At 60.0% G+C, this 24,948-nt stretch carries 26 protein-coding genes; 9 read left to right on the forward strand and 17 right to left on the reverse strand.

The features are described 5' to 3' along the window. Positions 1–18: 18 nt before the first annotated feature. From ypfJ to CIC07_RS24280, 4 genes are all read right to left on the reverse strand, one after another. Positions 19–861: a KPN_02809 family neutral zinc metallopeptidase gene (ypfJ, locus tag CIC07_RS24265; protein WP_076357437.1), complete on the reverse strand. Its 843-nt coding sequence runs from the start codon at positions 859–861 to the stop codon at positions 19–21. 122 nt (positions 862–983) lie between these two features. Beyond that, positions 984–2,138, reverse strand: coding sequence for a DUF3500 domain-containing protein (locus CIC07_RS24270; protein ID WP_076357435.1), 1,155 nt, complete (start codon positions 2,136–2,138; stop codon positions 984–986). A 169-nt stretch (positions 2,139–2,307) separates the two neighbouring features. After that, positions 2,308–3,495, reverse strand: coding sequence for a cupin domain-containing protein (locus CIC07_RS25790; RefSeq protein WP_083688152.1), 1,188 nt, complete (start codon positions 3,493–3,495; stop codon positions 2,308–2,310). Positions 3,496–3,632: 137 nt separating this feature from the next. Then, positions 3,633–5,333, reverse strand: coding sequence for a methyl-accepting chemotaxis protein (locus CIC07_RS24280; RefSeq protein WP_076357433.1), 1,701 nt, complete (start codon positions 5,331–5,333; stop codon positions 3,633–3,635). A 230-nt stretch (positions 5,334–5,563) separates the two neighbouring features. Between CIC07_RS24280 and CIC07_RS24285 the strand changes: the two genes are divergently transcribed. Continuing rightward, positions 5,564–5,716, forward strand: coding sequence for a DUF1540 domain-containing protein (locus tag CIC07_RS24285; protein ID WP_076357431.1), 153 nt, complete (start codon positions 5,564–5,566; stop codon positions 5,714–5,716). A 297-nt stretch (positions 5,717–6,013) separates the two neighbouring features. On the opposite strand, the gene CIC07_RS24290 is transcribed toward CIC07_RS24285, so the two are convergent. The 8 genes from CIC07_RS24290 to CIC07_RS24325 form a co-directional block, all read right to left on the reverse strand. Further along, on the reverse strand, positions 6,014–7,426 hold the full coding sequence (locus CIC07_RS24290; RefSeq protein WP_083688150.1) for a DEAD/DEAH box helicase: 1,413 nt from the start codon (positions 7,424–7,426) through the stop codon (positions 6,014–6,016). A gap of 187 nt (positions 7,427–7,613) precedes the next feature. Continuing rightward, the gene (locus tag CIC07_RS24295) at positions 7,614–8,858 is read right to left on the reverse strand and encodes an MFS transporter (RefSeq protein WP_076357429.1); all 1,245 of its coding nucleotides are present in this window, start codon (positions 8,856–8,858) and stop codon (positions 7,614–7,616) included. A gap of 12 nt (positions 8,859–8,870) precedes the next feature. After that, positions 8,871–9,239 (reverse strand): MerR family transcriptional regulator, encoded by a 369-nt coding sequence (locus CIC07_RS24300; RefSeq protein ID WP_234992954.1) that lies wholly within the window; start codon positions 9,237–9,239, stop codon positions 8,871–8,873. Positions 9,240–9,590: 351 nt separating this feature from the next. Then, on the reverse strand, positions 9,591–10,463 hold the full coding sequence (locus tag CIC07_RS24305) for a M15 family metallopeptidase (RefSeq protein WP_076357425.1): 873 nt from the start codon (positions 10,461–10,463) through the stop codon (positions 9,591–9,593). A 263-nt stretch (positions 10,464–10,726) separates the two neighbouring features. After that, the gene (locus CIC07_RS24310) at positions 10,727–11,830 is read right to left on the reverse strand and encodes a sensor histidine kinase (protein ID WP_076357423.1); all 1,104 of its coding nucleotides are present in this window, start codon (positions 11,828–11,830) and stop codon (positions 10,727–10,729) included. Beyond that, positions 11,823–12,509, reverse strand: coding sequence for a response regulator transcription factor (locus CIC07_RS24315; protein ID WP_076357421.1), 687 nt, complete (start codon positions 12,507–12,509; stop codon positions 11,823–11,825). Before CIC07_RS24315 ends, CIC07_RS24310 begins: the two co-directional genes overlap by 8 nt. 160 nt (positions 12,510–12,669) lie before the next feature. Next, positions 12,670–13,011 carry a zinc ribbon domain-containing protein YjdM gene (locus tag CIC07_RS24320; protein WP_076357419.1) on the reverse strand — a complete coding sequence of 114 codons (342 nt, stop codon included), beginning with the start codon at positions 13,009–13,011 and terminating at the stop codon, positions 12,670–12,672. Positions 13,012–13,129: 118 nt separating this feature from the next. After that, positions 13,130–13,564 carry an Lrp/AsnC family transcriptional regulator gene (locus tag CIC07_RS24325; RefSeq protein WP_076357417.1) on the reverse strand — a complete coding sequence of 145 codons (435 nt, stop codon included), beginning with the start codon at positions 13,562–13,564 and terminating at the stop codon, positions 13,130–13,132. A gap of 164 nt (positions 13,565–13,728) precedes the next feature. Here CIC07_RS24325 and CIC07_RS24330 point away from each other — a divergent pair, with 164 nt between their 5' ends. Beyond that, entirely contained in the window at positions 13,729–14,193 is a 465-nt protein-coding gene (locus CIC07_RS24330; RefSeq protein WP_076357415.1) for a VOC family protein, read from the forward strand. A gap of 107 nt (positions 14,194–14,300) precedes the next feature. Here CIC07_RS24330 and CIC07_RS24335 read toward each other — a convergent pair whose 3' ends face one another. Next, positions 14,301–14,768 (reverse strand): phosphotransferase family protein, encoded by a 468-nt coding sequence (locus CIC07_RS24335; protein WP_076357414.1) that lies wholly within the window; start codon positions 14,766–14,768, stop codon positions 14,301–14,303. A 313-nt stretch (positions 14,769–15,081) separates the two neighbouring features. On the opposite strand from CIC07_RS24335, the gene CIC07_RS24340 reads away from it, so the two are divergent. The 3 genes from CIC07_RS24340 to CIC07_RS24350 are packed head-to-tail and all read left to right on the forward strand — an operon-like array spanning position 15,082 to position 16,961. Beyond that, positions 15,082–15,270 (forward strand): PLD nuclease N-terminal domain-containing protein, encoded by a 189-nt coding sequence (locus CIC07_RS24340; RefSeq protein ID WP_076357412.1) that lies wholly within the window; start codon positions 15,082–15,084, stop codon positions 15,268–15,270. Further along, positions 15,271–16,179, forward strand: coding sequence for an ABC transporter ATP-binding protein (locus tag CIC07_RS24345; protein ID WP_076357410.1), 909 nt, complete (start codon positions 15,271–15,273; stop codon positions 16,177–16,179). Beyond that, entirely contained in the window at positions 16,176–16,961 is a 786-nt protein-coding gene (locus CIC07_RS24350) for an ABC transporter permease subunit (protein ID WP_094248284.1), read from the forward strand. The genes CIC07_RS24345 and CIC07_RS24350 overlap by 4 nt, the downstream gene beginning before the upstream one ends. A gap of 141 nt (positions 16,962–17,102) precedes the next feature. Here the strand turns inward: CIC07_RS24350 and CIC07_RS24355 are convergent, their stop codons facing one another. The 4 genes from CIC07_RS24355 to CIC07_RS24370 are packed head-to-tail and all read right to left on the reverse strand — an operon-like array spanning position 17,103 to position 19,006. Then, positions 17,103–17,585, reverse strand: a complete 483-nt coding sequence (locus CIC07_RS24355; RefSeq protein ID WP_076357406.1) for a hypothetical protein — start codon at positions 17,583–17,585, stop codon at positions 17,103–17,105. 50 nt (positions 17,586–17,635) lie between these two features. Further along, on the reverse strand, positions 17,636–17,824 hold the full coding sequence (locus CIC07_RS24360; RefSeq protein ID WP_076357404.1) for a hypothetical protein: 189 nt from the start codon (positions 17,822–17,824) through the stop codon (positions 17,636–17,638). 59 nt (positions 17,825–17,883) lie between these two features. After that, positions 17,884–18,402, reverse strand: coding sequence for a methylated-DNA--[protein]-cysteine S-methyltransferase (locus CIC07_RS24365; RefSeq protein WP_076357402.1), 519 nt, complete (start codon positions 18,400–18,402; stop codon positions 17,884–17,886). Further along, positions 18,374–19,006 carry a bifunctional transcriptional activator/DNA repair enzyme AdaA gene (locus CIC07_RS24370; protein ID WP_083688289.1) on the reverse strand — a complete coding sequence of 211 codons (633 nt, stop codon included), beginning with the start codon at positions 19,004–19,006 and terminating at the stop codon, positions 18,374–18,376. Before CIC07_RS24370 ends, CIC07_RS24365 begins: the two co-directional genes overlap by 29 nt. A gap of 227 nt (positions 19,007–19,233) precedes the next feature. Between CIC07_RS24370 and CIC07_RS24375 the strand changes: the two genes are divergently transcribed. From CIC07_RS24375 to CIC07_RS24390, 4 genes are all read left to right on the forward strand, one after another. Further along, positions 19,234–21,018 (forward strand): sensor histidine kinase, encoded by a 1,785-nt coding sequence (locus CIC07_RS24375; protein WP_094248285.1) that lies wholly within the window; start codon positions 19,234–19,236, stop codon positions 21,016–21,018. Beyond that, positions 20,993–21,739, forward strand: a complete 747-nt coding sequence (locus CIC07_RS24380) for a LytR/AlgR family response regulator transcription factor (RefSeq protein WP_076357396.1) — start codon at positions 20,993–20,995, stop codon at positions 21,737–21,739. Before CIC07_RS24375 ends, CIC07_RS24380 begins: the two co-directional genes overlap by 26 nt. Before the next feature lie 177 nt (positions 21,740–21,916). Continuing rightward, positions 21,917–23,710, forward strand: coding sequence for a carbon starvation protein CstA (gene cstA, locus CIC07_RS24385; RefSeq protein WP_076357394.1), 1,794 nt, complete (start codon positions 21,917–21,919; stop codon positions 23,708–23,710). Positions 23,711–24,019: 309 nt separating this feature from the next. Continuing rightward, complete coding sequence (locus tag CIC07_RS24390) at positions 24,020–24,937, forward strand: aldo/keto reductase (RefSeq protein WP_076357392.1); 918 nt, start codon at positions 24,020–24,022, stop codon at positions 24,935–24,937. The last annotated feature ends 11 nt before the right edge of the window (positions 24,938–24,948 follow it).

Raw genomic sequence — 24,948 nt, forward strand, 5'->3', positions numbered from 1 at the left:
CCGCCTGCACGGATGGAATCAAGGATTCTGGACGCTGAACGTGTCGCCGCCCTTGATCGTCCCCGATTCGAAGCCCTTGTAGAACCAGCGCTTGCGCTGCTCCGATGTGCCGTGCGTGAAGCTTTCCGGCACGACATATCCTTGGGACTGCTCCTGGATGCTGTCGTCTCCGACCGCGCTGGCCGCCGTCAGAGCCTCGTCGACGTCGCCCTCCTCCAGCAGATTGTTTCCTTGCTCGTAGTGGGCCCAGACGCCGGCGTAATAGTCCGCCTGCAGCTCCAGCCGGACCTGGTACTTGTTGTACTCCGTCTCGCTGAGCTTATCGCGCAGCGGAGCGATCTTGTCCATCGTGCCGAGCAGCGTCTGCACATGATGGCCGACCTCGTGGGCGATGACGTAGGCCATCGCGAAGTCGCCCGGCGCCTTGAACCTCTGCTTGAGCTCGTCATAGAAGCTGAGATCGATGTACAGCTTGCGGTCGCCCGGACAATAGAACGGCCCCACCGCCGAGGACGCGCTGCCGCAGGCGGACTGGACCGAATCGTTGTACAGGACCAGCGTCGGCTTCTCGTAGGTCATGCCCTGCTTCTCGAACACGTCGGTCCATACCGTCTCGGTGTCAGCCAGCACGACCGACACGAACTGGGACAGCTCCTGCTCCTGCTGCGTCTGCTCATAGGGCTCCGAGGAGCTCTGCCCGCCGGTCACGCCTCCGAGCAGGTCGCCGGGGTTTCCGCCGAGAAGCGTGACGATCAGAATCAGGATGATCCCGCCGATGCCGCCTCCGACCAGCTTGCCTCCGCCGCCCATTCCCCTCCGGTCCTCCACGTTGCCGCTTCCCTGCCTGCCTTGCCACCGCATGGCGACTCCTCCTCGTCGATCTCCAAAGGTCGTTTTCCCGTTGAAAGGTTTACCTTTGATATACCCGCAGGAGGCGGTTTGACGCTGGAAGAGCTTTCATGCAGCCGGTCCGGCGCCGGCGGTCAGAAGAAGCATCCGCCGTAATCGGCTTTGCGGTCGCGCCAGACGGAATGGACATGGCCGCGGCCCGGCATCGCGGCTTCCCTCTTCACGACGGATTCGATCCATAGGCGGGGGCCCTCGATCCGAAGGTAGGAGCCCGGCTCCTTGTCGTCCAGCGAGCCCGACCAGCCGATGTAGGTCCTATCCAGAGCTTCCTCCGAAAAGTAATCCGCCAGCAGCTGCGGCATGTCGGAAGGATGGGCGTCGATCGCCCAGCCGGTGACGGCTTCTCTCACCTTGCGCTTCTGCTTGTCGTCCAGATGGGAATACGGAAGGCCCTCATGCTCGGGAAACCTCGCATCCCTGCCGGGCCCGAGAAGCACCTCCTCGAACTTCTCCTCGAGCTGAGCCGCCGCCAGCTGATCGGGCTCCAGAGAGCGGAACAGCTCGTAGGCGGCTTGGAGCCGGCCTTCCATCGGTCCATAGGTCCGGCCGCCCGCCGCAGAGATTCTCGGCTCGATGCCGACGAACATGGGGGTCAAGCCCTGCTCTCGCGTATGATACGTCCGGTTGACGGCCAGATGGTGGCCGCTGATCTGCAGCATCCATGGGCTCGAATCGCTCGGATCGCCCAGAAACGCGACATGATAAAAGCGGGAATCCCACTTCGGATTGCCGGAAGCCTCCTGCTCCGCCTGATCGGCCAGCAGGACCGCCTTCATCGTATGGTAGCCATGCGGCCCAAGGGCTTCCGCCGCGAGCGCCTTGAAGGCTTCCAGGCTGGCGGGACTCATCGAGCCGAGAGAAATGCCGTTGCGGGGCGCCTCCTCAAGCGGGAAATAGCTCCAATCCACCGCATGCTTCGCTGTGAACGGATACCGAATCGCCTTGCGCTGCTCCGGCGCGAGAGTATCCTCGAACGCGCGGGCAAGACAAGCGACTCGGCTGTCATGGGGCAATCGGGAGCATGCTGCCTTCGCCTCGCGGGCGATGCCCTGCTGCAAGGCGTTGTACACATCCGCCCCGCTTCCCATTTTGCCGGAAGCCGGCTTCTGGACCGGATTGGCCCCGCCTTCAGATGCGGCCCATGCGGCTGCTCCCTCCGCGCCGGCGGAATTGCCCGGCCAAGCCAGCGTCAGCGCCAGAAGCGCCGCTGCGGCCATGCTTTTGTTCATGATCGGTTCAGACTCCTTTATCGAGATGAGATAACGGGTGCGGCGCCTGCCTGTCATGCCTAGCATTCGCATTCGGCCGCCTGATCATTCCCTTATTCCGGAAAACGCAAAAAGGAGCGGTGCCGTCATTCAATGGGATGACTGACGGCGCCGCTCCTCTGCAGACGACTTATCCGTTCTCTCGGGCGGCTGCCGGAGCGAAACGTCCGCCCCCGCCATACATGTACATTTCGGCTTCCTCCGACTGGACAGCGCCCATGTAGCCCTCATGCCCCTCATGCTGAACAGCCGGGGATTTGTACAGATAGGCATGGCCGTACGAGCCCGGCATTTCCTGCATTTCCGGCATCACCTGCCCGCCGCCATATCCATGGCCGTACATGCCGGGTCCCCCTTGCATCCCAAGCATCATCTGACCTCCGCCATATCCATGGCCGTACATGCCGTGTCCCCCTTGCATCTCAGGCATCACCTGACCGCCGCCATATCCATGGCCGTACATGCCGGGTCCCCCTTGCATCTCAGGCATCATCTGACCGCCGCCATATCCATGGCCGTACATGCCGGGTCCCCCTTGCATCCCAGGCATCATCTGACCGCCGCCATATCCATGGCCGTACATGCCGGGTCCCCCTTGCATCCCAGGCATCATCTGACCGCCGCCATATCCATGGCCGTACATGCCGGGTCCCTCTTGCATCCCAGGCATCATCTGACCGCCGCCATATCCATGGCCGTACATGCCGGGTCCCCCTTGCATTTCCGGCATCACCTGACCGCCGCCATATCCATGGCCGTACATGCCGGGAGCCTCCTGCAGCGCCTGGACCTTGCCGCAGCCCGGAGGCGGCCCAAGAATGAGGGACTGCTGGATCGGCGCCACGGCCTTGGCATATTCTTCTTCATCCACGCAGTACGCGAGGTTCATGATTTCCTTGGGCGTGAAGCGGAGAAAGTCCGAGCCATAGACGATATCCGGAGTCGGCTGATCGAATATCGTCAGGATATGGGCCTTCTCCGACAGCGTCACGATCCAGTGGAACCAGCCCTTGGGCAAGACGGCCACTTGACCCGGCTTCAGCTTGCAGTTCATCAGCTTCTGAGTGAACGGATCGAATACGGAGGTCATGACTTCGCCGCTGATGACGAAGACCAGCTCCGTCACATTGGTATGCCAATGGGGCTGAACGATGATGCCTTTCGTCAAGTGAACGTTGAATAGGCCGGTCCGGATGGCCGGGAGCTGCTCGCCGAACAGCTGCGTAATGTAGTTGTGCGAATCTCGCTTGAAATTCAGCACCTCATTGGAGTCTGCGCATAAGGTCAGATTCGGGGATTGCAGGACGGAATCGGTCACGATCTTGTTCCTCCACTCTAGGTTGCAGTCTAGTTCACTGTATGCCCAGAACGGCTGATCTGCTCCTCCTGCCGGCAAGCCCGTTCCTGCATCCAAAAAAAGAAAAAAGCACGGGCACAAGCCCGCGCTTCCTCCACCTATTCGATCTTGAACCGGTCGACCATCCGCTTCATTTCTTCCGCCATGGCGGAGAGGCTGCTGGCCGAAGCATGGATCTCTTCCATCGATGCGAGCTGCTCCTCGGTCGAGGCCGCGGCTTCCTCCGAACCGGCCGCATGGGACTGGGCGATGCCGGCGATCTGCGAGGCCGAGTCGGCGACCTCCTGAATGCTGCCCGTAATCTGCTTCACAACGGCCGCCATTTCCTCGATATGCGGGATCATGTTTTCGGTGCCGGACAGAATCCGGGAGAACTTCTCCGAGGTGAGCTCCGAGATGCTCAGTCCCTGCTGCGCGCCAGCGACGACCTCGCTCATGATGGCGACGGATGCTTCCGTGTCCTGCTGGATGCCGGCGATCAAGGCGGCGATGTTCTTGGCCGATTGCTGCGATTGCTCCGCAAGCGCCCTTACTTCGCCTGCCACGACTCCGAAGCCTTTGCCGTGTTCGCCGGCGCGGGCGGCTTCGATCGCCGCGTTCAGGGCGAGCAGGTTCGTCTGCCGGGCCAGATCTGCGATGACTTTCAGAATGCCGCCGATCTGACGGGAACGTCCGGAGAGAGAGCCGATCACCTCATTGGATCTTTGGACCGACTCATGGATGAATCTCATCTGGTTCAGGTTGTCCTCCACATACCGGCTTCCATCCTCCGCCTCGCCGAACGTCTGTCGGGAGAACTGCAGCACGCTCTCGGAGCCCGCCGAGATGAGCTTGGCGCCTCCAAGCACTTCCTGGAGGGCGTTCTGGTTCTGATCCAGCCGCACCGTCGTCATCTCGGCGCCGCCCGCGATTTCCTGAATCGCGGAGGCGACCGTCTCGGCAGCCTTGCCCGACTGCTGCGCCCCTACCTTGAGCTGCTCGGCGGATGCGGCCAGCTGTCCGGCGCTTCCGGCAATGCCCCCGATCATTTCTTTCAGTCCGACCGTCATCTCATGGAAGGCTTCGTTCAGTCGGTGAATTTCGTCCCGTCCGCGGATGACGAGCTTGTCCCCCGTCAGATCCCCCTCCGCGACCCGCTTCACCGAAGCGGACAGCCGGATGAGCGGACGGGTGAGGAACCACGACACGAGGCTGCCCAACGCCAGCGCGACCAGAGCGGCGGCCGTGCTGATGACGATGACGGCGATCAAGCCTGCATGCGCCTGGTCTCCCGCTTTCTTGACATTGTCGGGGATGACGGTGCCGCCCATCCATTCCGCCATGGAATCCGCCTGGCTCGTAATGGATTCGCTGACGGGAAGAATGATCGTGACGCCTTCTTCCGCCGCCTTTTTCTTATTGCTCAAATAACTGTTCATCACCTTCACGGTTACTTGCTTGAATTGCTGATTGGCCTCGCCAATCTCTTTCAGGCGTTTTTTGGACTCCTCCAATACGGCAAGCTCAAGCCCGTTTTTGACGGCGGCGTCGATCCGGCTGTTGGCGTCATAGATCTGGGTTTTGTACTTGGCGTCTCCATACAGCATATATGCGCGGAAAGCGCTGATCTGCACCGCGGAATCGGTCTGGATGGATTGGGCGAGAGACCTCAGTTCACCGGCCGTATTGACGATGTAGTCATAGGATTTCTTCGTATCCTCCACGTTGTGGATCGTAAAGACGGATGACAGTCCAAACAACAAGGAAACCAAAACAAAGCTGCTGATCAGCTTCATTCTAATGTTGAAATTAATCTTCATGGGGTCAGTGGATCCCTCCGTGTCAAAAGATACGTATGTTATCGACGGAGTGGAGAAAAATATTGAGGAATGGTAAAAAGTGATTGGCAGGCTTTCAGTTTGGATGGAATAGAGATCATCGAGGAACTTGCCGGGCATCAGCTTGCGGGCGAATCGACGGCGCGTGGAAGCGGCCAAGGTATAAGCTCCCCGGCCGTTCGGCCATGCTAACAAGCAGGGAGGTGAAGGCAATGGCCAAGGATGTTCTTTGCGAAGTGAACTCCTGCCGGCACTGGGCTGCCGGCAATCAATGCGCGGCTACGTCCATCTATGTCGTCAGCCACAGCAAAAAAGCCAGCAATTCCGAAGAGACGGACTGCAAAACGTTCGAACCGAAAATTTGAATCCACTCGGACAGCCGACCGCCGGCTGTCCGTTTTCATTTCCGGCTCCCCTCTAGCATAACCAACAGTGATAATGATTATCACTGTTGGCGAAAAATGTTCAACCGACTCCCCTTGCCAGCTTGAATCAGCCCCTCGAATGCCTCGATTGCCATCTTCCCCACCCGAGGACGCCTGCCGCTCCGAGCGCCATCAGATCCCGCCTAGAAGCCAAGCCTTGGACGCAAAAAAGCCGCCCGGCCTCCTGGCCGGACGGCTGACGCCGCTCTTGCTTGCTGATGCGTTCCTGGCCGCTGCTTAGCGGCCCTTGTTCGCCGGAGCCGCGGTGCGCTCTCCTGCCGGGCGCTGTCCGCCGCGGCGCTGCCAGCCCTGCTTGGCTCCTTGCCCCGACTGGCCGCCTTGGCCGGCTCCCTGCTTGGCTTGGCCGCCTCCGCTTCCCTGGGAACCTTGCTTCGCCTGCGCGCCTTGGCCGCCGCGGCCGCCCTGCCTCGCTTGGCCGCCTCCGCCCTTGGAGGAGCCTTGCTTCGCCTGCGCGGCCGGCTTCTCCGACGGTGCCGGAGCCCCCAGCATCGGGTATGGATGGTCGGTCACAACCGGGATTTTCTTCTTCGTCACCTTCTCGATATCCTTGAGGTAAGGAAGCTCCTCCACCTCGCAGAACGAAACGGCGATTCCGCTATGTCCGGCCCTGCCTGTACGGCCGATCCGGTGCACGTACGTCTCGGGCATGTTGGGCAGATTGAACTGGATGACATGGGACAGCTCGTCGATATCGATGCCGCGGGCGGCGATATCGGTCGCTACGAGCACCCGCGTCGCTCCCTTCTTGAAGTTGCTCAGAGCAGCCTGTCGCGCGTTCTGGGACTTGTCGCCGTGAATCGCCTGGGCGGATATGCTTTTCTTCGCCAGACCCTTCGCGACGCGGTCCGCTCCATGCTTCGTGCGGGTGAAGACAAGCACCGAGGAGATCGTCTCGTCCTGCAGCAGATGGGTAAGCAGGGACAGCTTGTTTTCCTTGTCGACGAGGTACACCGACTGCTCGATCCGATCGACCGTCGAGGACACCGGGGTGATTTCGATCTTGACCGGATTCACGAGCAGCGACTCCACGAGACGGGCGATCTCCGGAGGCATCGTAGCGGAGAAGAACAGCGTCTGCCGCTTGGCGGGCAGCCTGGTCATGATCTTCTTCACGTCGTTGATGAAGCCCATGTCGAGCATGCGGTCGGCTTCGTCCAGCACAAGCACTTCGACATGCTGCAGATCGGCATGCTTCTGGTTGATGAGGTCGATCAGACGGCCCGGCGTCGCGATCAGGATATCCGTGCCGCGCTGCAGCTGCTGCTCCTGGCCGTGCTGGGATACGCCGCCGACGATGACGACGCTGCGCAGCTCCGTGAACCGGCTGTAGGCCTTGATATTTTCTTCGATCTGGATGGCGAGCTCCCGCGTCGGCGTCAGGATGAGCGAGCGGATGACCCGCTTGCCCGAAGGCTTCCCGCCGCCCGGACGTCCGGCGCTCAGCTTCTGGATGATCGGAATGGAGAACGCAGCGGTCTTGCCTGTGCCGGTCTGGGCGCAGCCGAGGACGTCCCGTCCTTCAAGCGCAGCCGGAATCGCCTTCTCCTGGATCGGCGTAGGCTGCGTATAGTTTTCTTTGCTCAGCGCCTTGAGAATGGCCGGCGCGATGTTCAGTTCTTCGAATTTCATATGGTCTCCTATGTTAAACGTCTATTTTCGCGTGTGCTCACGAACCGTTCCTCTCCATCATAACCCATCGTAGAGCCGGAATACAGGATCATTGGCAGAAGCCGCTTCCATTCAGGCTCCGGAACCGTCCAAAAAAGCAGGCCGCCAGTGGCAGCCTGCATGCTTTGGGCATGATCGGGAACATTCATCAATGGGCAGCCTCGACCTCATCGACATGCTTCACATGCTTGCGATTGGCGAGAATGTAGGCCACCGAGACGAGCACGAAGGCGGCTCCTACGATGAACGGCACATGGGGATTGAACCACTCGGCCAGCTTGCCCGCAAAATAAGGCGCGATCGCGCCGCCGAGAAACCGCAGGAAGCTGTAGGCGGCGGAAGCCGTCGAACGCTCGACGGGAGCCGCGTTCATGACGCCTGTCGTGATCAGCGTGTTGTTGTTGCCGAGCAGAGCCCCTGCAAAGATGACGCAGGCGATGACAACCCAATGGATGTCGGTCCAGATGCCCATCGCCAGCAGCGTGAGGCCGAACAGCGCCAGCATGACCGCCATCGATTTGACGGTGCCGAACGCCCGCTGGAGCTTCGGCGCCATGAACACGGAGGTGGAGGCGAGCAGAATCCCCCAGCCGAGGAAGACGTAGCCGATGCCGTGGATGTCCAGTCCCATGACGAAGGGAGCGTAAGCCATCAGGGTGAAGAAGCCGAAGTTGTACAAGCATGCCGTGAGTCCGAAAACGACAAGCGACCGATGCTTCATCGCCTTGAACGGATCCAGGAGGGAAGCCGACAGCTTCTTCTGGGCATAAGCCGGCGTCTTCGGCGCGGCCGACTTCGGCATCAAGAACGTCAGCGCGATGAAAGCGAGCACCATCAAGGCAGCGACGCCGAGGAACGGTCCTCTCCAGGAAATCGAGCCGAGCTCACCGCCGAGGAGGGGGCCGACCGAGATGCCGAGACCGATGGCCGCTTCATAGAGGATGATCGCTTTGGCGACGCCGCTGCGGGAGAGCGACACGATCGCCGTCAGCGCGGTGGCTACGAACAGCGCATTGCCGAGGCCCCAGCCGCCGCGGTAGCCGACAAGCTCCCATATCCCGTTCGAGAAGCCGCCGAGGGCGGAGAAGATGGCAATGATGACGACGCCGAGCAGCAGCGTCCGCTTCATGCCGAGCCGGGAGGTGATCGTGCCGGTGATCAGCATGGCGACAGCCATGACGGCGTTATAGCTGGTGAACAGCAGGCTGACCTGGCTCGGCGTCGCATTCAGCTTTTCGGATATGGCCGGCAGGATGGGATCGACCAGCCCGATTCCCATGAAGGCGATAATGCCGGCAAAAAAAACGGCCCATACGGCGCGCGGCTGATTGAGAATGCCGCTGCGCGCGGCGGGCAAATCATGCTCTGCTGCAGGTTGGGTTGTATTGGCCACGAAGGCTCACTCCTATTCGATTTCGTATCTGATTTTCGCTTCCTGAATTTTATCCTTCAGCTCGATGAATTCCGATCGGATCTTCACGATCTTGGCGATCTTCTGATCCATCATCTTCAGCTGCTTCTCCACCGTCTTCTCCATATCGCCGATCATGGAGCGCTTGCGTTCGATATCCTCCACGATGCGGATGCCGTCCCGCAGCACGCTCAGCTCTTCGCCGATGGACACGTATTCCTGAAGCTCCTGCAGCGAGAAGCCGAGCGCATCGCGGGCATTGATGATCTTCTTCAACTTCTCCACATCGGATTCGGTGTACAGGCGGAAGCCTCCCTCGCTCCGTTCCGGAGCCAGAAGCCCGATCTCTTCGTAATAGCGCACTGTGCGCTTCGTCAGGCCGCACAGGTTGGCGACATCTTCGATTTTGTAGATCGTTATCCCTTCTTTCTATATTATTTATTACTAAAACAATTATCTCAAAGATACCACTTCCTAACCTTAACGTCAACGTTAACTTCTCCCTATCCGTGTCTAAGCATCCGAATCAGCTGCAACTTTTGGGCATAGAAAAAGCGGAGCCTCCTGTCCGGTCGGCCCCGCTTGCATGCGGCTGATATAGGATGTTCTCCCATCTCATATTCATGGATCCGACTCCATGATCATTCCGATGCTCTTGGAATGCTTCTGTCATCGGCTGTCGTTCGCGCTGGTCTCCTATGCGTAGTTGCCCGATCAATCCATCCGGACCGTTACAATGACCCCGTCCGAATTGTTGCCGGACAGCTCGTACGATTTTCCCGCCGGAATCTTCACTGTCGTCTTTCCCCGGACGGGATGGTAGGAAATCCGGTATTCCGCCCCTTCGACTTCCGTTTCGATCGTCCCCTGGTCCTTCAGCAGGTCGAGATATTCCTCCAGCACAAGTCCTTCCCGGTGAATGACTGCGCTGTGCGGCAAGCCTACGTAGCGGAAATGCCAGGGCTCGTAGCGGATGCCGGTCACATCCGTCTTGTCCTCCGGATACCTCAGGATGAATCCGTACTTCCATGCGTTCTTTTTCAGCCACTTGCCTTCCGGAGCCTTGCTCATCTCGGCGCGGCTGGAGCCGATATCCAGGGACAGGCCCAGATTATGCTCGCTATGTCCTGGCGGAAGCGCCGAATTGCCCCCAAGCTCGCGGTAGAGCTTGGCCTGCTCCTCGTTGCTCCGATAGCCGCTGCTGATCAGAAAATGGTTGACCCCATCCTTGTCCGCGTCCTTCACCATCGCAATGAACCGCTTCGCCACGCTCTCGGATAGCCGGATCTTGTTGTCGAGAAGCCCGTAGCCCTCCAACAGCTCCTTGTGCTCGTACAGATTGACCACATCGGACTTGCCGTCCTTGGAAGGAACGGCATGCTCCTTGTTGACGAGCACCAGATCCCCCTGATGGATCCGGGATTTGCCGAGCGATATCGACTGCTCCTTCTCTGCGCCGCTGTCCGGGGCAGCCGATTCTTCCTGCTGCGAAGGCTTAGGCCCTGCCGTGGACGAAGGCTCGGGATGCGCCGATGCGCAGCCGGCCGCCGCCAGGAGCAGCAGCATTGAAATCCATCTCTTCTTCATAAGTCGCTTTTCCTTTCGCTCTGTTCTTGCTCCAGCATAGGGGCAACTAGTTAAAAAGGAGTTGAGGCCTTATAAATTTTTCCTTAAATCGATTATTGCATCCGTCAGCGGTCGGGCAGGCAATCGGACAGGGCGATCGGCGGATCGATCCGGAATCGGAAACGCCAAACAGCCTCCGCCGGCCGGCGGCCGGGAAGGCATGGCAGAATCCTTCCTGCTTCATGAAAGGCTTTTGGAGCAGTCGCGCTTGCGGGCGACGCTCTTCATCCGGCTTGGCCTTGCAGCGGCAGGCGCACCTCGAATACGGTCCGGATAGCGCTGCTATCGGCCGCAATCGTCCCTTTGTGCCGATCGATGATGTTTTTGGCGATGAACAGGCCGAGCCCCGTGCTTCCTTCCTGATGGGTCCGGGCCCGATCGCCGGTGTAGAACATTTCGAACAGGCGGGGCAGCTCGTCCTCCGGAATCATATCGCCGTAATTGGCGATGCGGACGACGCCCTCCGCGCCCTCCCTGCCGCATTGGACATCCACGAACTCCCCGTCCCTGCCGTACCGGGCCGCGTTGGCCAGCAGATTCTCGAACACCCGCGCGAGCAGCTCGCCGTCCCCGTTCACAATGATGCCGGGAGCGATGTCCGGCCGGATGCTCAGGCGGCTTTTCTGGAACACGGGATAGAGCTCCTCATTCAATTGGGCGAGCAGCTCGCTCAGATCCAGAGGCGCGGTCTCGAGCGGAAGCGTGCTGTAGTTCATCCGGGTGACCTCGAACAGGCCGTCGATGAGCTTCTCGAGGCGCTTGGACTTGTTGAAGGCAATGGACGTGTAATGGCTTTTCTGCTCCTGGGACAGGCCGCCGTCCCGAAGGATCAGGTCCAGATAGCCGAGCACGGATGTGAGCGGAGTGCGCAAATCATGGGCCAGATTCAGCACGAGCTGGTCCTTGCTGTTCTCCGCGAAGTCGCCCCGCTCGACGGCGCGCTGCAGGTTGGCGCTGGCCGCATTGATATCGCGGGCGATGCTCTCGAACTCGTCTCGCGAAGCGATGTCGACGCGTCCGCTGAAGTCGCCGGAAGCGAGGCGCCCGATTCCGGCCGATATTTCGCGGAAGTAGGCGGCGTAAGGCGTCGTCAGAAAGAAGAAGAACAGCACCGCGAGCGGGACGAACAGGATCAGGAAGAAGTTGAGATCGCCAAAGCTGCGGATGGCATGGCGGAGCCGCTCGAGCGGCTCCCCGTATCTCACATGGCTGCTGTAGTAATACTGAAGCGCCTTGAACACGGCATACGTGACCAGGCCGGACAGCAGCATGCTGAGCGCCAGCAGCGCGATCATTCGGGCCCGGAAGCTTCTCAGCCACTTATCCATTGAACTTGTATCCCACTCCCCAGACCGTCTTGATCCACTTGTCCTTGTCTTCTCCCAGCTTCTTGCGCAGGGTGCGGATATGCACCATCACCGTATTGCCGCTGTCGAAATACTCCTCTTCCCACACATGGCGGAAAATGTTCTCGGCTGCGAACACCTTGCCGGGATGGCTCGCGAGCAGATGCAGAATATCGAATTCCTTGGGCGTCAGCTCCACGCCATGCCCGTATACGGCGACCGTGCGCCGCATGGAGTCGATCGCCAGCCCCCCGGCCTCCAGCACCGAATGCTCCTCCTTCGGCCGGCTCAGCTGCATCGACCGCCGCAGCTGGGCGTTCACCCGCGCCACGAGCTCAAGGGGATTGAAGGGTTTCGTCATGTAATCGTCCGCCCCCATGACCAAGCCGGATATTTTATCGAAATCCGAGGTTTTGGCGCTCAGAATGATGATCGGGATATGATTCTCCACACGGGTCTGCCGAGTCACCTCGTAGCCGTCGAGTCCCGGCATCATGATATCGAGAATGGCGAGGTCGACCCGCTGCGACTGGATCGTCCGCAGCGCCTCTGTGCCGTCTGCGGCCTTGACCACGTTGTACCCTTCCTTCTCCAGATGCAGAGCGACCAGGTCGGCAATCTCCGCCTCGTCATCCGCGACCAGAACCGTAATCCGCTTCATCTGCTGTCCGCCTCCCCGATTGCCGCCCTCTAGGCATGGCTTTTCTTCAGTTCTACCAGAGTTGGCTCCAAAAAACCAATCATTCGGGCAGACTATAGTCAAAACAGGAAAAAGACCGCCCGCGAGAGGCGGCCCTACCTGAGCAGTCCCTCCGGATGGCTCAGCTTTTCTTGACGAATTCGGACTTCAGCTTCATCGCGCCGAAGCCGTCGATCCTGCAGTCGATGTCATGGTCGCCTTCGATCAGACGGATGTTCTTCACCTTCGTGCCGATCTTGACGACAAGGGAGGTCCCCTTGACCTTAAGGTCCTTGACGACCGTGACCGAATCGCCGTCATTCAAAACGTTTCCATTCGAATCCTTCACGATGCGGGCATTCTCTTCGTTCGAGGCGGCTGCTGCGCCGCTCCATTCATGGGCGCATTCCGGACAAATGAACAAATCGCCGTCGGGATAAGTATACTCCGAAGCGCATTCCGGGCATTTGGGCAAACTAGCCATTTTATCCGAAGCTCCAATCGGTCGGATCGCATGTCCGAGGCATGATTTTATCTTGCCCAGTATAGGACATCATGCGGGAGCCTGCAATCGGACGACAGCCATCCCGGAATATAGGTCGTTACAGCAGCACCCTGTCCTCCAGAATCGTCTTCATGCTGATCATGGACTTGGAGCTGCCCATGCGGGCGAGCGAATCCTGGAAGTCCGCCAATTGCTCGATCGAAGCGGTTTGGACCTTGATCATATAGTTGTATTCCCCGCTGATCCGGTGCAGCTCCGTCACTTCGGCTGCCTGGCCGCAATAATCGACGAGCTCCTGGCAATGCTCGGTCTTCATCATGATGAAGGCCGTCGTTCCGCGGCCAAGCCTGCTCAAGTCGAATCGGACTGTATAACCCGTAATGAACCCTCTCTCCTCCAGCTTCAGAATCCTCTCTTTGACGGCTGGCTGGGACATGCTGATCTCCTTGCTGATCTGGGCAACCGGGATTCGTCCCCGGGCTTGAAGCAAGAGCATGATTTTATGGTCGGACTCATCCAGCAATGTATTCATTTCATTCTCCTTTCCAACGGAATGAACAACCTAAGGCATCAACTTTATTTTGCCGTTTATTATGCAGGTAAATACGTACATAAACCTTCATACATGCATGTCGATCTCCAATAGACTTCCCTATACTGAAGGGAAATTCCTTCAATGAAATGGAGAGATGCTTCATGGCCGTCAGAGGTCTTGCGCATGCTGCGATCCAAGCCAAGGATTACCGGGCGACACTCAACTTTTATCAGGAGGCTCTCGGTTTCCGAGTCGCTCATTCCTGGAGCCTGCCTGCCTTCTCGATCCGCGAGGCGTCCCTGCTTGTATCGCCGGACAAGAGAACGTGCATCGAAGTATTCGGGCCGGAGGCCGATATTCCCGCCCAAGGCCGCCCAGCCGCTGCCGGGGAGGAAATCGTCCATGGAGCGCTGCTGCATCTGGCCTTCTACGTCGACGATGCGGAGCAGTCCTATCGTCATGCAATCGCCTGCGGGGCAAAGCCGCTCATCGGGCCTGAAGTGTTGGCTCTCGGAAACCCTGTGATGACCGTGCGCAATGCCCTCGTCCACAGTCCGAACGGTGAAGTGCTGGAGTTCATGGAAGAAATCGACTTCGATTCTCTCCGTCCCGACAGCATGGAGTAACTGCCTCTCAGGGAGCATGGCCGTCCGCGGCCATGCTTTATTGCTGTCCGCTCCCGACGGCTCAGCCCGGATACCAAAAGGGCTTGCAACGGCTGAAGCCCTCGTGGTCATCGATGGCTTTGCCTATCCGCTTCAGCATGTCCGCCGTCTCTGCCGGTCTTACCCGGACGTTCCAGGGAACGGATGAGAGGCAGACCAGGCCGATATAGAGCGCATACAGCTGTCAGAAACCGGCCGTCCGGCTCCCCGCCATAGACGATCAGGTTCCCGGCATGATAGTCATGATGCTGGAGCACGCTTCGCCTGCCCTCCGTCAGCCCGATATGTTCCTGCAGAAATTCCAGCAGTTCCCGGCCGCGGTCCAGACAGACGCCGCAGGCCTCGTAGTCCTGCCTGTAGGAGCGAAGCCGGGCCAAGATCCGATCGTGACAAGGCTCAGCCTCATCCGGGACGCTTGCCCTGTGAATCTTGCGCAGCTCCCGCCCATCATGAATTCCGATCGATTCCTGCTCCCCGACCGGCAGACGAGGCAGCGCCTCCGCTGCGTCTTCCCCCTCGATATAGGTGACGAGCATATTAACCCAGCCCTTGATCCGGCAAGCTGCCGGACAGGACGGGCCTGGAGCACAGAACGTCCAGCCTTTCCATTTCCTCCAGAATCCCGTACTCCCGCGCCTTCGCGTCGACTTGCCCGATCCCGTACCCGCCAGCCGATCCGAATTCCTTAAAGTGGAAATGAACGAATCGGCGCCGGGCGGCGTCATATCGCTATGAAAGGCCATAAGGAAAGATTCGCGCTCAAGGAATCGATTCGGCCGGCTGCCGAATCGATTCCAACCACATCTTGTTCCCATCGCGGGAATTCCAAATACACGGGAGGTAGCAATCATGTCGGATATGCTGAAGCTCATTTTGCCGCTCGCCGTCCTGCAGCTCATTCTCATCGTCGCCGCTCTTGTCGATCTGTCCAAGGTCCGGCGGACCAACGGTCCCAAGTGGATATGGGCGATCATCATCCTGTTCTCCAGCCTGCTCGGAAGCGTCGCTTATTTCCTCTTCGGAAGGAGGTCGGACTGAATGCCGTTTCTTGAAATCGCCCGGCTGTCCAAATCCTTCGGCAGCAAGGAAGCCGTCGGAGATCTGTCGTTCACCGTCGGGGAGGGCCGCTGCGCGGGGCTGCTCGGGCCCAACGGCGCCGGCAAGACGACGACCCTCCTCATGCTCGCCGGCCTGCTCCCCCCATCCGGGGGCAGCATCTCCTTCGACGGCAAGAGCGGAGGCGATATCCGGCCCAACATCGGTTATCTGCCCCAGTATCCGGCTTACCCGAACTGGATGAGCGGCCGGGAATTCCTGGCCTTCACAGGCCGCCTGGCCCGTCTGGGAAAAAAAGAAGCCGCGGACCGCAGCTCTGAACTGCTGGAGCGCGTCGGTCTGGCGGACGCCGCGGACCGCCGGATCGGAGGTTATTCCGGCGGCATGAAGCAGCGCCTGGGCATCGCCCAAGCGATCATTCACCGGCCGAAGCTGCTGCTGCTCGATGAACCGGTATCGGCGCTGGATCCACTCGGCCGCCGCGAGGTGCTGGAGCTGCTGCAGGAGCTGAAGCAGGAGACGACGATTCTGTTCTCCACCCATGTGCTTCACGATGCGGAGGCGGTCTGCGACGACATCCTCATCATCCGGGACGGGCGCATCGCGCTGGGAGGCGAGCTTCTCCAGGTGATGCGGGAGCATACGGAGCCTGTGCTGACGGTAAGGTTCGCCGAGCCCCGCGCGGAGTGGACCAAGGCTCTGGCGGGACTTCCATGCGTCCGGCAAGCGGACAGCCTGCCTGCCGGCGTCAAGCTGGCCTTGGCGGGAAATCCCGAAGCGGCGAAGACCTCTGTCCTGCAAGCCATTTTAGAGAACGGAATATCAATCTCCAGCTTGGAAACCGGCCAATCGACGCTGGAGGATCTATTTGTAAAGGCGGTGCGGCCATGACCCAGTGGATGGTTCTCTATCGGAAGGAAATGCTCGGCATGAGACGCAGCTACAAGTGGCTGTGGATACCGGTCGTCTTCATCCTGCTCGGCGTCATGAACCCGGTCACGGCCGCCTACATGCCGCAGCTGCTGGAGGCGAACGGCATCGCCAAGGAGGTCGCCGCCGCCATGCCCGTCCCTACCGCCGCCGACATCATGCTGAAGACGCTGTCCCAGTACAACACGCTCGGGCTGCTGATACTCGCCCTGTCGTTCATGGGCATCGTCTCCGGCGAGCGCCAGAGCGGCGCGGCGGTCATGATCCATGTGAAGCCCGTATCCCATCTGTCGCTGGCGACGGCCAAGTGGGCCGGCATGGCTTTCCTTACGCTCTCCGCCTTCGGGATCGGCTACCTCGCCACCTGGTACTATACCGATATCCTCATCGGCAGCGTTCCATTCCCGCTCATAGGGCAGAGCCTGCTCCTGTACGCCCTATGGCTGCTGTTCGCCTTGTCGGCCGTGCTCTTGTTCAGCAGCGCGATGGATTCGCAGGCCGGAGCCGCCTTCCTGGCGCTGCTTGCGTTGGCCGTGCTCTCGCTGCTGCCGAGCCTGCTTGGCCGCTTCATGAAATGGAGCCCCGGCAGGCTCACCGGAGAAGCAGGAACGCTGCTCACAACCGGGAGTCTGGCTTCAGGCGCTTGGCTGCCCGTTGCGGCGGCTGCGCTGCTGACCGGCGCCATGGTTGTCGGTTCCTCGCTATTCTCGAAGCGGAAGGCAGGGAACACGGGAGCAAAATAAGCGGGTAAGCGGACGCCGGTTCCGGGAATGGACTTCAGGAACCACAGCAGGAAGAACCAAAAAAACACGCATAGGCCATGAGCCTTTTGCGTGTTTTTTGGTTTTGTTTCCATGCCGATCATGCGTCCTATCGTCCATTCATCAATCGAAGAATCCAGGAGGAGCGACCGAGAGCCAGCCTTCCTTCCCTGACTTTTCCAGGATGGGCTCCTTGTCTTCGGGAGCAAACGAGTCCAAGTCCGCAATCTGCCGAGGCTCGACCCGCTTCAGGTAATAGTTGTTCTTGTTATCTGCTAAGAGGAAGTAATGGACGCTCTCCGTCGACGTTTTGGCAGGGTATTGAAACTGAAGAACATAGATTCTAGCGATAGATCCGACTGGCGGCAACGCTATGGAGCTATCGGCTTCAGTCCATTTCTCAGCTGCAGCCAATGGGTCCGGATTGCTCTGCACCAGAATCAATTCGGGCTGCGCTTTCGTCGAATCGCTGCTGTAGAGCGACACATTGATCAGGCTCAGCTTGCCTCCCGGCGTGCTGTCCGCCGTCTTCCCTTCGCCTGCTCCCGCTGAACAAGCCGTCAACAGCAGCACAAGAAGAAACCAGAACGTCGATCGTCTACCCACTCTTTTGTCTCCTTTAGTTTAAAAGGATGGAATATATAAGGTCTTTCCCGTTATTTCTTGAAGTGCGCAGCGAGGCTGAGCGCCGTTCCGATTCCGGTGCCCATGACAATTCCAACCGCGAAATGGTCCATCGCCGCTCCGAGCGAGGACCCGATGGCGATGCCGACTCCGATCCAGAGCAAGGCGCCTCCGTTTTTCTTTGGCTCCTGTCTTTCCGGATCAACAGGTTCATGCGCCAATTGGTCCACTCCCTTTCGCGTTGGCAGTCTTGCCTTTATTATGCACAGAAAGGACTCCTTCACGGAAGGGGTTCTTTTTCGCGCGCAGCTCCGGGCTCGGCGGACTGGACAGCCTTCTCGTGGAGGAGCAGCCACTCCTTCCTCCAAAGACCGCCGGCATAGCCGGTCAGGGCGCCGCTGGAGCCGATGATCCGGTGGCAGGGGACGACGATGCTCAGCTTGTTCCTCCCGTTGGCGCTGCCGACCGCCCGGATCGCCCTTTCGCTGCCGATCGCAACGGCGATGTCCTTGTAGGATGCCGTCTGCGCGTAGGGCACATCGGTCAAGGCTTGCCATACGCGCTTCTGAAATTCGGTTCCCTGAGCGGCGCATGGGAACGTGAACATCCGGCGCTCGCCGCGGAAGTATTGGTCCAGCTGCAGCCGGCATTCCATCAGAGCTTGAGGCGTATCGGGCCGGATCGGCTCCGGCAGCTGCTCCTCCTCGGAGAACAGGATGGATTGGACGCCCTCGTCCGTACCGGCAATGCTGAGCACCCCGATGGGGGTGTCAAGGCCGACTCGATGCTGCTTGCTCACTGGAAATGACCTCCTTGGGTTGATGAGCCGGATGCGCGTCGCAGAACGCTGAAGCCTCTCCTGCGGCCGAGCGGCGGCGGTATTGGCTTGGCGTGCAAGCCGTCAGGCGACGGAACGCCTTGTAGAAATGAGACGGGCTGCGGAATCCGGACTCGTAGCAGATGTCCAGGCTGCCCCGGTCTGTCGTGCGCAGGAGGCGGGCCGCTTTGTCCACCCGTATTTTCTCCAGAAATGTCCGCGGCGTCTCCGACGTCTCCTGCTTGAACAGCCTCTCCAGATGGTACGGGCTTACGCCGGCATATGCGGAGATGTCCCGCAGCGACAGAGCCCGCCGGTGCTCCCGGACCAGGAAGGCCGTTACGCTCCGGATCAGGGCGGCATGGGGAGTCCGCTCCGCTTCGGGCTGGCATCGCTTGCAGGCACGGAATCCGGCCGCTTCGGCTTCCTCCCTATGTCCGTAAAAGCGGACATTTTCCTTCTTCGGCTTTCTGGAGCGGCAGGACGGACGGCAGTAGATTTTCGTCGTTTTCACGGCGGTATAGAACAAGCCGTCATACGTTTTGTCGCAGGCGATGATCTTTTCCCACATTTCCTCGAAGCCCATGGTCTCCACCGTGCCGCCGCCTTCCTTGCCGGGTTCTCCGGACTGCTTCTGCCCTCACCGGCATCTCGCAGCCGAGGAGGGTGACTCGCAAGGTCAGTCTAGCTCAAATGGCGCTCCGAATCATCCTCATTCTTGCTTTTAAGGTCGGAATCTCCACGGCGCCTGACGGACCCGTTTCATTTTAGGGTATAATCAGGCTCAAACCCATGGAAGCAGGTGAACCCTTCGTGATCCATTTGCTGCCGCTCATGCTCGAGAGGGTCGGCATTCTGCTCATCGTCGTCTTTCTGCTCTCCCGGATGAAGTCGTTCCGCCAAATCATCCACCATGAGCATCGGCTCAAGGAGAAGCTGCTGCTGATCGCCATCTTCGGCGCATTCGGCATCATCAGCAACTATACGGGAATCAAAATCAGCCACGGCGCCATCGCCTCGCAGGCTTGGCAGGCCAATGTCGATTATGAAAGCGCCCTCGCCAATACGCGCGTGCTCGGCGTCGTGCTCGGCGGCCTGCTCGGAGGCCCGCTCGTCGGCTTCGGGGCGGGCCTGATCGCCGGCGTGCACCGCATTACGCTCGGCGGCTTCACGGCGGCCGCCTGCGGCGTCTCGACGATCATGGCCGGCCTGATCACCGGCCTGATCGGAGCCCGGATGCGCCGCAAGGGCAAGAGCATGACCTGGCGCGCCGTCGTCATCGGCATCGTCATGGAATGCGCGCAGATGGGCATCATCCTGCTCGCAGCCCGCCCGTTCGAGCCCGCTCTGGAGCTCGTGCGGGTCATCGGCATTCCGATGATCGTCATCAACGGCTTCGGCACGCTGCTGTTCATGCTGTTCGTGCAATCGATCGTGCAGGAGGAGGAGCGCACCCGCGCCCTCCAGACGCACAAGGCGCTGCATATCGCCGACCAGACGCTGCCGTTCTTCCGGCAAGGACTGAGCGAATACTCCTGCCGCGAGGTGGCGGAGATCATGCTGAGGACGACCCATGCCGATGCGATCTCGATCACCAACCGGCAGCAGGTGCTGGCCCATGTCGGAACCGGCTCGGACCATCATATCCCGATGCAGAGCATCTCCACCCAGCTCACCCGCAACGTGCTGGAGCATGGCCGGCTGCTGAAGGCCAAGACGCGGGAGGCGATCCAATGCAACCATGAGGGCTGTCCGCTGCAGGCGGCTATCGTCTTGCCGCTCCAGGTGCATCAGCATACGGTCGGCACGCTCAAGCTCTATTTCACGAACCCCCTTCAGATGGACCGGGTGGAGCAGGAGCTGGCCGAAGGCCTCGGCAAGCTGTTCTCCACGCAGCTGGAGCTGGCGGAGGCCGAGCAGCAGAGCCGTCTGCTGAAGGACGCGGAGATCAAGGCGCTGCAGGCGCAGGTGCATCCGCATTTCCTGTTCAATGCGATCAACACGATCTCCGCCCTGTGCCGCACCGATCCGGAGACCGCGCGCAAGCTGCTGCTGCAGCTCGGCGTCTTTTTCCGCAGCAATCTTCAGGGCGCGCGGCAGATGCTCATCCCGCTGCGCAAGGAGCTGGAGCATGTCGAAGCCTACCTGATGCTGGAGAAGGCCCGTTTTCCAGGCAAATACAAGGTCGAGCTGGACATCGATCCTGCGCTCGAAGAGGTGCTCATTCCGCCGTTCACCCTGCAGCCTCTCGTGGAGAACGCCGTGCGCCATGCTTTCGGACCGCTGAAGGGAAAACGGGTGGGACATGTGACGATCACCGCGTTCCGGGAGGACGACCGGATGGTGCTCGTCGCAGAGGATGACGGCATCGGCTTCGCCAAGGAGCTTCTCGGGACGGTCGGCAGGCAGAAGGTCAAGTCCGCCTCCGGCACCGGGACAGCGCTGCACAATATCAGGAAACGCATCGAAGAGATCTATCAGGGAGCCGCAAGCTTCGAGATCGCAAGCGGCAGCGGCGGCGCCAGGATCCGAATTGCCGTGCCGCTCAGCCATCATTATGGGGGGGAACAGGATGCTGAAAGCATTTATCGTGGATGACGAGCCGCTCGCCCGCGACGAGCTGGCCTATATCTTGCACCGCACCAAGCGCGTGGAGGTGATCGGAGAAGCGGAATCGCTGGAGGAGGCGATCCAGGGCATACGGAAGGCGGCGCCCGATGCCGTCTTTCTCGATATCCAGCTCGCCGAAGAGAGCGGGCTTGAAATCGCGCAGCAGCTCCAGAATCTGGACCCCCGTCCGGAAATCGTGTTCGCCACGGCCTACGACGAATATGCGCTCCGCGCGTTCGAGCTCAACGCCGCCGACTACATCCTGAAGCCGTACGATGAAGAACGGATCCGCCGGGCGGTGGAGAAGATCGCCGCGCTGCGTGAAGGCCGCCCCAGCCGCCAGGCTCCTGCGCCGCTCCGGCCTGCTTCCGCGCCGGAGCGGACCGGCAAGCTGGCGATCACGGTCGACGAGCGCATCCTTCTGGTGAACATCGGCAAAATCCTGTATATCACGGCGGAAGAAGGAAAAACGCTGGTGGTGACCGCAGAGCAGACGTACAAGGTCGGCGAGCCGCTCGTCACCTTCGAGCAGAAGCTGCAGGGAACGCCGATCATGCGCGTCCACCGCGCCTATCTCGCCAATGTGGACGAGATCGAGGAAATCCAGCCCTGGTTCCACTCGACCTGCACGCTGATCATGAGGAACGGAGCCAAGGTGCCCGTCAGCCGCACGTATCTGAAGGAGCTGAAGCAGCTGATCGGGCTTTGAGCTCCGCTTAGTGCCCCCTCTCGCCTCCGAGGCTTTGATTCCGCGATGAAGCCGCTTCCATTCGCCGCTTGATCCCTGCGCCTCATCCCTGAATTCCTGCGTTTTATCTTGAAAACGGTTTCCAAGGCGTTTCTTTTTCTATTCTAGAGAATATCAACGTCTTGGGAGGTCACCACCATGAATGCGATTTCAATCGTAATCGGTTCCATATGCATTCTCATGATTGCCTATCGATTATACGGCACGTTCTTCACGCGCAAGGTGCTGAAGCTGAGCGACGATACGCCGACTCCGGCGCATACGCTCAAGGACGGCAAGGATTATGTCCCGACGAACAAATGGGTCGCCTTCGGCCATCACTTCGCCGCCATCGCGGCAGCCGGACCGCTCGTCGGCCCGATCCTCGCCGCCCAGTTCGGCTATCTGCCGGGCCTCCTGTGGCTGCTCATCGGCGCGGTCGTCGGCGGCGCGGTGCATGACGCCGTCGTGCTGTTCGCCTCGATGCGGCGCAACGGCCAGTCTCTCTCCGAGGTCGCCAAGCAGGAGCTCGGACCGGTCGCCGGCTTCTGCACCGGCCTCGCGATGCTGTTCATCATCACCATCACGATGGCCGGCTTGTCGATGGTCGTGCTGCATGCGCTCGAGAACAACCCTTGGGGCACGTTCGCCGTCGCCATCACGATTCCGATCGCCATGGGCGTCGGCCTCTTCTACAAGAAGACCGGCAACCTGAAGCTCGCCTCCACGATCGGCTTCATCCTGCTCCTGATCGGCGTCTTCGCCGGCCCTTCCATCCAGGACACCGTGGTCGGCGACTGGCTGACGTTCGATACGAGCACGCTCTCGGTCATCCTGCCGATCTACGCCTTCTTCGCCGCCGCCCTGCCGGTCTGGCTGCTGCTCGCCCCGCGCGACTACTTGAGCAGCTTCATGAAGATCGGCGTTTTCATCGCCCTCATCGTCGGCGTCTTCATCATCAATCCGGCGATCGAGTTCCCTGCCGTGACGGAATTCATCGGCGGCGGCGGACCGATCCTGGCCGGGCCGGTATGGCCGTTCATCTCGATCACGATCGCCTGCGGCGCGATCTCCGGCTTCCATGCGTTCATCGGCTCCGGCACGACGCCGAAGATGATCAACCGCTGGAGCGACATCAAGCCGGTGGCGTTCGGCGCGATGCTCGTGGAATGCCTTGTCGCCATCATGGCGCTGATCGCGGCTACGGCGCTGCAGCCAGGCGACTACTTCGCCATCAACTCCAAGCCCGAAGTCTTCGCGACGCTGGGCATGAGCACCGTCCATCTGCCGGAGCTGAGCCAGGAGATCGGCCTTGATCTGGAAGGCCGCACAGGCGGCGCGGTGACGCTCGCCGTCGGCATGACGTATATCTTCACGAAGATTCCATGGTTCGAGAATCTCGCTCCGTATTTCTTCCAATTCGTCATCATGTTCGAAGCGGTGTTCATCCTGACGGCGATCGATGCCGGCACGCGCGTCTCCCGCTATCTGATCCAGGATTTCTTCGGCGAGCTGTACAAGCCGCTGAAGCGCGTCGACTGGATACCCGGCACGATATTCGCCAGCGCGCTCGCCTGCTTCATGTGGGGCTATCTGCTCTTCTCGGGCGACATCGGCTCGGTATGGGCGCTGTTCGGCGTCTCCAACCAGCTGATGGCCTCCATCGGCCTCATCATCGGAGCGACAGTCATCCTGCGGGTGGCCGACAAGCGGCGGTATATGCTCACTTGCCTCATTCCGCTCGCCTACCTGTTCGTCACCGTCAACTACGCGGGCTACTGGATGGTCAAAAACGTCTACCTGAACCCGGACGCCTCCGGCTACAACGTCCTGAACGCGGTGCTGTCCATCATCATGCTGGTGCTCGGCATCATCATCATGTTCACGGCGGCGCGCAACTGGATCAAGACGTTCAACCACCCGCGGGCTCAGCTGGAATCGTTGTCTTCTTAACGTCGCCGCTTGCATCCGTTCGATTAGAAGCCCGATTTCAGGACATCATTCCTTGCACCAAACTGCAAACGAGGCATTCCGGACAGATCCGGGATGCCTTTTCTTTTTATGGCTGCCTTGCCTTGCCGCGTTGCCGTCAGCGGCCTACTCTTGTCCCTATCCTCTTCTCCGCCCGCCCTTGCCCTACTCCTGCCACCTCTTCTCTTTGTGAACACGTGTTGAAAGCGGATTCCCTATATGCCACAATAGAGTCATATCGAGATTCATGCCTTGTCCTTATTCCTACATACATTTAGGAGGTCCTTATCCATGAGAACGATTCCACTGGGAACAAGCAGCCTGGAGGTTCCCGTCGTCGCCGTCGGCTGCATGCGCATCAACTCGCTGGACAAGCCGGACGCTGAACGCTTCGTCCAGACGGCGCTTGAGCTCGGAGCCAATTTCTTCGAGCATGCGGACATCTACGGCGGAGGCGACTGCGAGGAAATCTTCGCCGAAGCCGTCCATATGACGCCGAGCGTGCGCGAGAACCTCATCCTGCAGTCCAAATGCGGCATCCGCCCCGGCATGTTCGACTTCTCCAAGAAGCATATCCTGAATTCCGTCGACGCCATCCTGAAGCGGCTGAAGACCGATTACCTGGACACGCTGCTGCTCCACCGTCCGGATACGCTCGTCGAGCCCGAGGAGGTAGCCGAGGCGTTCGACCTGCTGGAGAGCTCCGGCAAGGTCCGCCACTTCGGCGTCTCCAACCAGAATCCGATGCAGATCCAGCTGCTGCAGAAATATGTGAAGCAGCCGATCGTCGCCAACCAGCTGCAGCTGAGCGTCACGAACGCCACGATGATCTCCCAGGGCTTCAACGTCAACATGGAGAACGCTTCGGCCGTGAACCGCGACGGCAGCATCCTCGACTTCTGCCGTCTGCATGACATCACGATCCAGCCTTGGTCGCCGTTCCAGTACGGATTCTTTGAAGGCGTCTTCCTTGGCAGCGACAAGTTCCCCGAGCTGAACAAGCAGATCGACGAGGTCGCGGCGAAGTACGGGGTCAGCAACACGACGATCGCGGTCGCCTGGATCCTGCGCCATCCGGCCCGAATGCAGCCGGTCGTCGGCACGATGAACATCGAGCGTCTGCAGGACTGCGTCAAAGCCGCCGACATTGAGCTCACGCGCGAGGAATGGTACGCCATCTTCCGTGCGGCAGGCAATATCCTTCCGTAAAAAGCAAAGAG

It is taken from the genome of Paenibacillus sp. RUD330 (assembly GCF_002243345.2).
Classification (GTDB): domain Bacteria; phylum Bacillota; class Bacilli; order Paenibacillales; family Paenibacillaceae; genus Paenibacillus_O.

What these genes read in the sequence shown, in the direction of transcription:
- CIC07_RS24310 (WP_076357423.1), bottom strand. Translation starts at nt 11,830, where the DNA reads ATGGATAAGTGGCTGAGAAGCTTCCGGGCCCGAATGATCGCGCTGCTG.
- cstA (WP_076357394.1), top strand. Translation starts at nt 21,917, where the DNA reads ATGAATGCGATTTCAATCGTAATCGGTTCCATATGCATTCTCATGATT.
- CIC07_RS24305 (WP_076357425.1), bottom strand. Translation starts at nt 10,463, where the DNA reads ATGAAGAAGAGATGGATTTCAATGCTGCTGCTCCTGGCGGCGGCCGGC.
- ypfJ (WP_076357437.1), bottom strand. Translation starts at nt 861, where the DNA reads ATGCGGTGGCAAGGCAGGCAGGGAAGCGGCAACGTGGAGGACCGGAGG.
- CIC07_RS24270 (WP_076357435.1), bottom strand. Translation starts at nt 2,138, where the DNA reads ATGAACAAAAGCATGGCCGCAGCGGCGCTTCTGGCGCTGACGCTGGCT.
- CIC07_RS24335 (WP_076357414.1), bottom strand. Translation starts at nt 14,768, where the DNA reads ATGCTCGTCACCTATATCGAGGGGGAAGACGCAGCGGAGGCGCTGCCT.
- CIC07_RS24350 (WP_094248284.1), top strand. Translation starts at nt 16,176, where the DNA reads ATGACCCAGTGGATGGTTCTCTATCGGAAGGAAATGCTCGGCATGAGA.
- CIC07_RS24285 (WP_076357431.1), top strand. Translation starts at nt 5,564, where the DNA reads ATGGCCAAGGATGTTCTTTGCGAAGTGAACTCCTGCCGGCACTGGGCT.
- CIC07_RS24340 (WP_076357412.1), top strand. Translation starts at nt 15,082, where the DNA reads ATGTCGGATATGCTGAAGCTCATTTTGCCGCTCGCCGTCCTGCAGCTC.
- CIC07_RS24370 (WP_083688289.1), bottom strand. Translation starts at nt 19,006, where the DNA reads ATGGGCTTCGAGGAAATGTGGGAAAAGATCATCGCCTGCGACAAAACG.
- CIC07_RS24390 (WP_076357392.1), top strand. Translation starts at nt 24,020, where the DNA reads ATGAGAACGATTCCACTGGGAACAAGCAGCCTGGAGGTTCCCGTCGTC.
- CIC07_RS24290 (WP_083688150.1), bottom strand. Translation starts at nt 7,426, where the DNA reads ATGAAATTCGAAGAACTGAACATCGCGCCGGCCATTCTCAAGGCGCTG.
- CIC07_RS24325 (WP_076357417.1), bottom strand. Translation starts at nt 13,564, where the DNA reads ATGAATACATTGCTGGATGAGTCCGACCATAAAATCATGCTCTTGCTT.
- CIC07_RS24345 (WP_076357410.1), top strand. Translation starts at nt 15,271, where the DNA reads ATGCCGTTTCTTGAAATCGCCCGGCTGTCCAAATCCTTCGGCAGCAAG.
- CIC07_RS24330 (WP_076357415.1), top strand. Translation starts at nt 13,729, where the DNA reads ATGGCCGTCAGAGGTCTTGCGCATGCTGCGATCCAAGCCAAGGATTAC.
- CIC07_RS24315 (WP_076357421.1), bottom strand. Translation starts at nt 12,509, where the DNA reads ATGAAGCGGATTACGGTTCTGGTCGCGGATGACGAGGCGGAGATTGCC.
- CIC07_RS24320 (WP_076357419.1), bottom strand. Translation starts at nt 13,011, where the DNA reads ATGGCTAGTTTGCCCAAATGCCCGGAATGCGCTTCGGAGTATACTTAT.
- CIC07_RS24380 (WP_076357396.1), top strand. Translation starts at nt 20,993, where the DNA reads ATGCTGAAAGCATTTATCGTGGATGACGAGCCGCTCGCCCGCGACGAG.
- CIC07_RS24280 (WP_076357433.1), bottom strand. Translation starts at nt 5,333, where the DNA reads ATGAAGATTAATTTCAACATTAGAATGAAGCTGATCAGCAGCTTTGTT.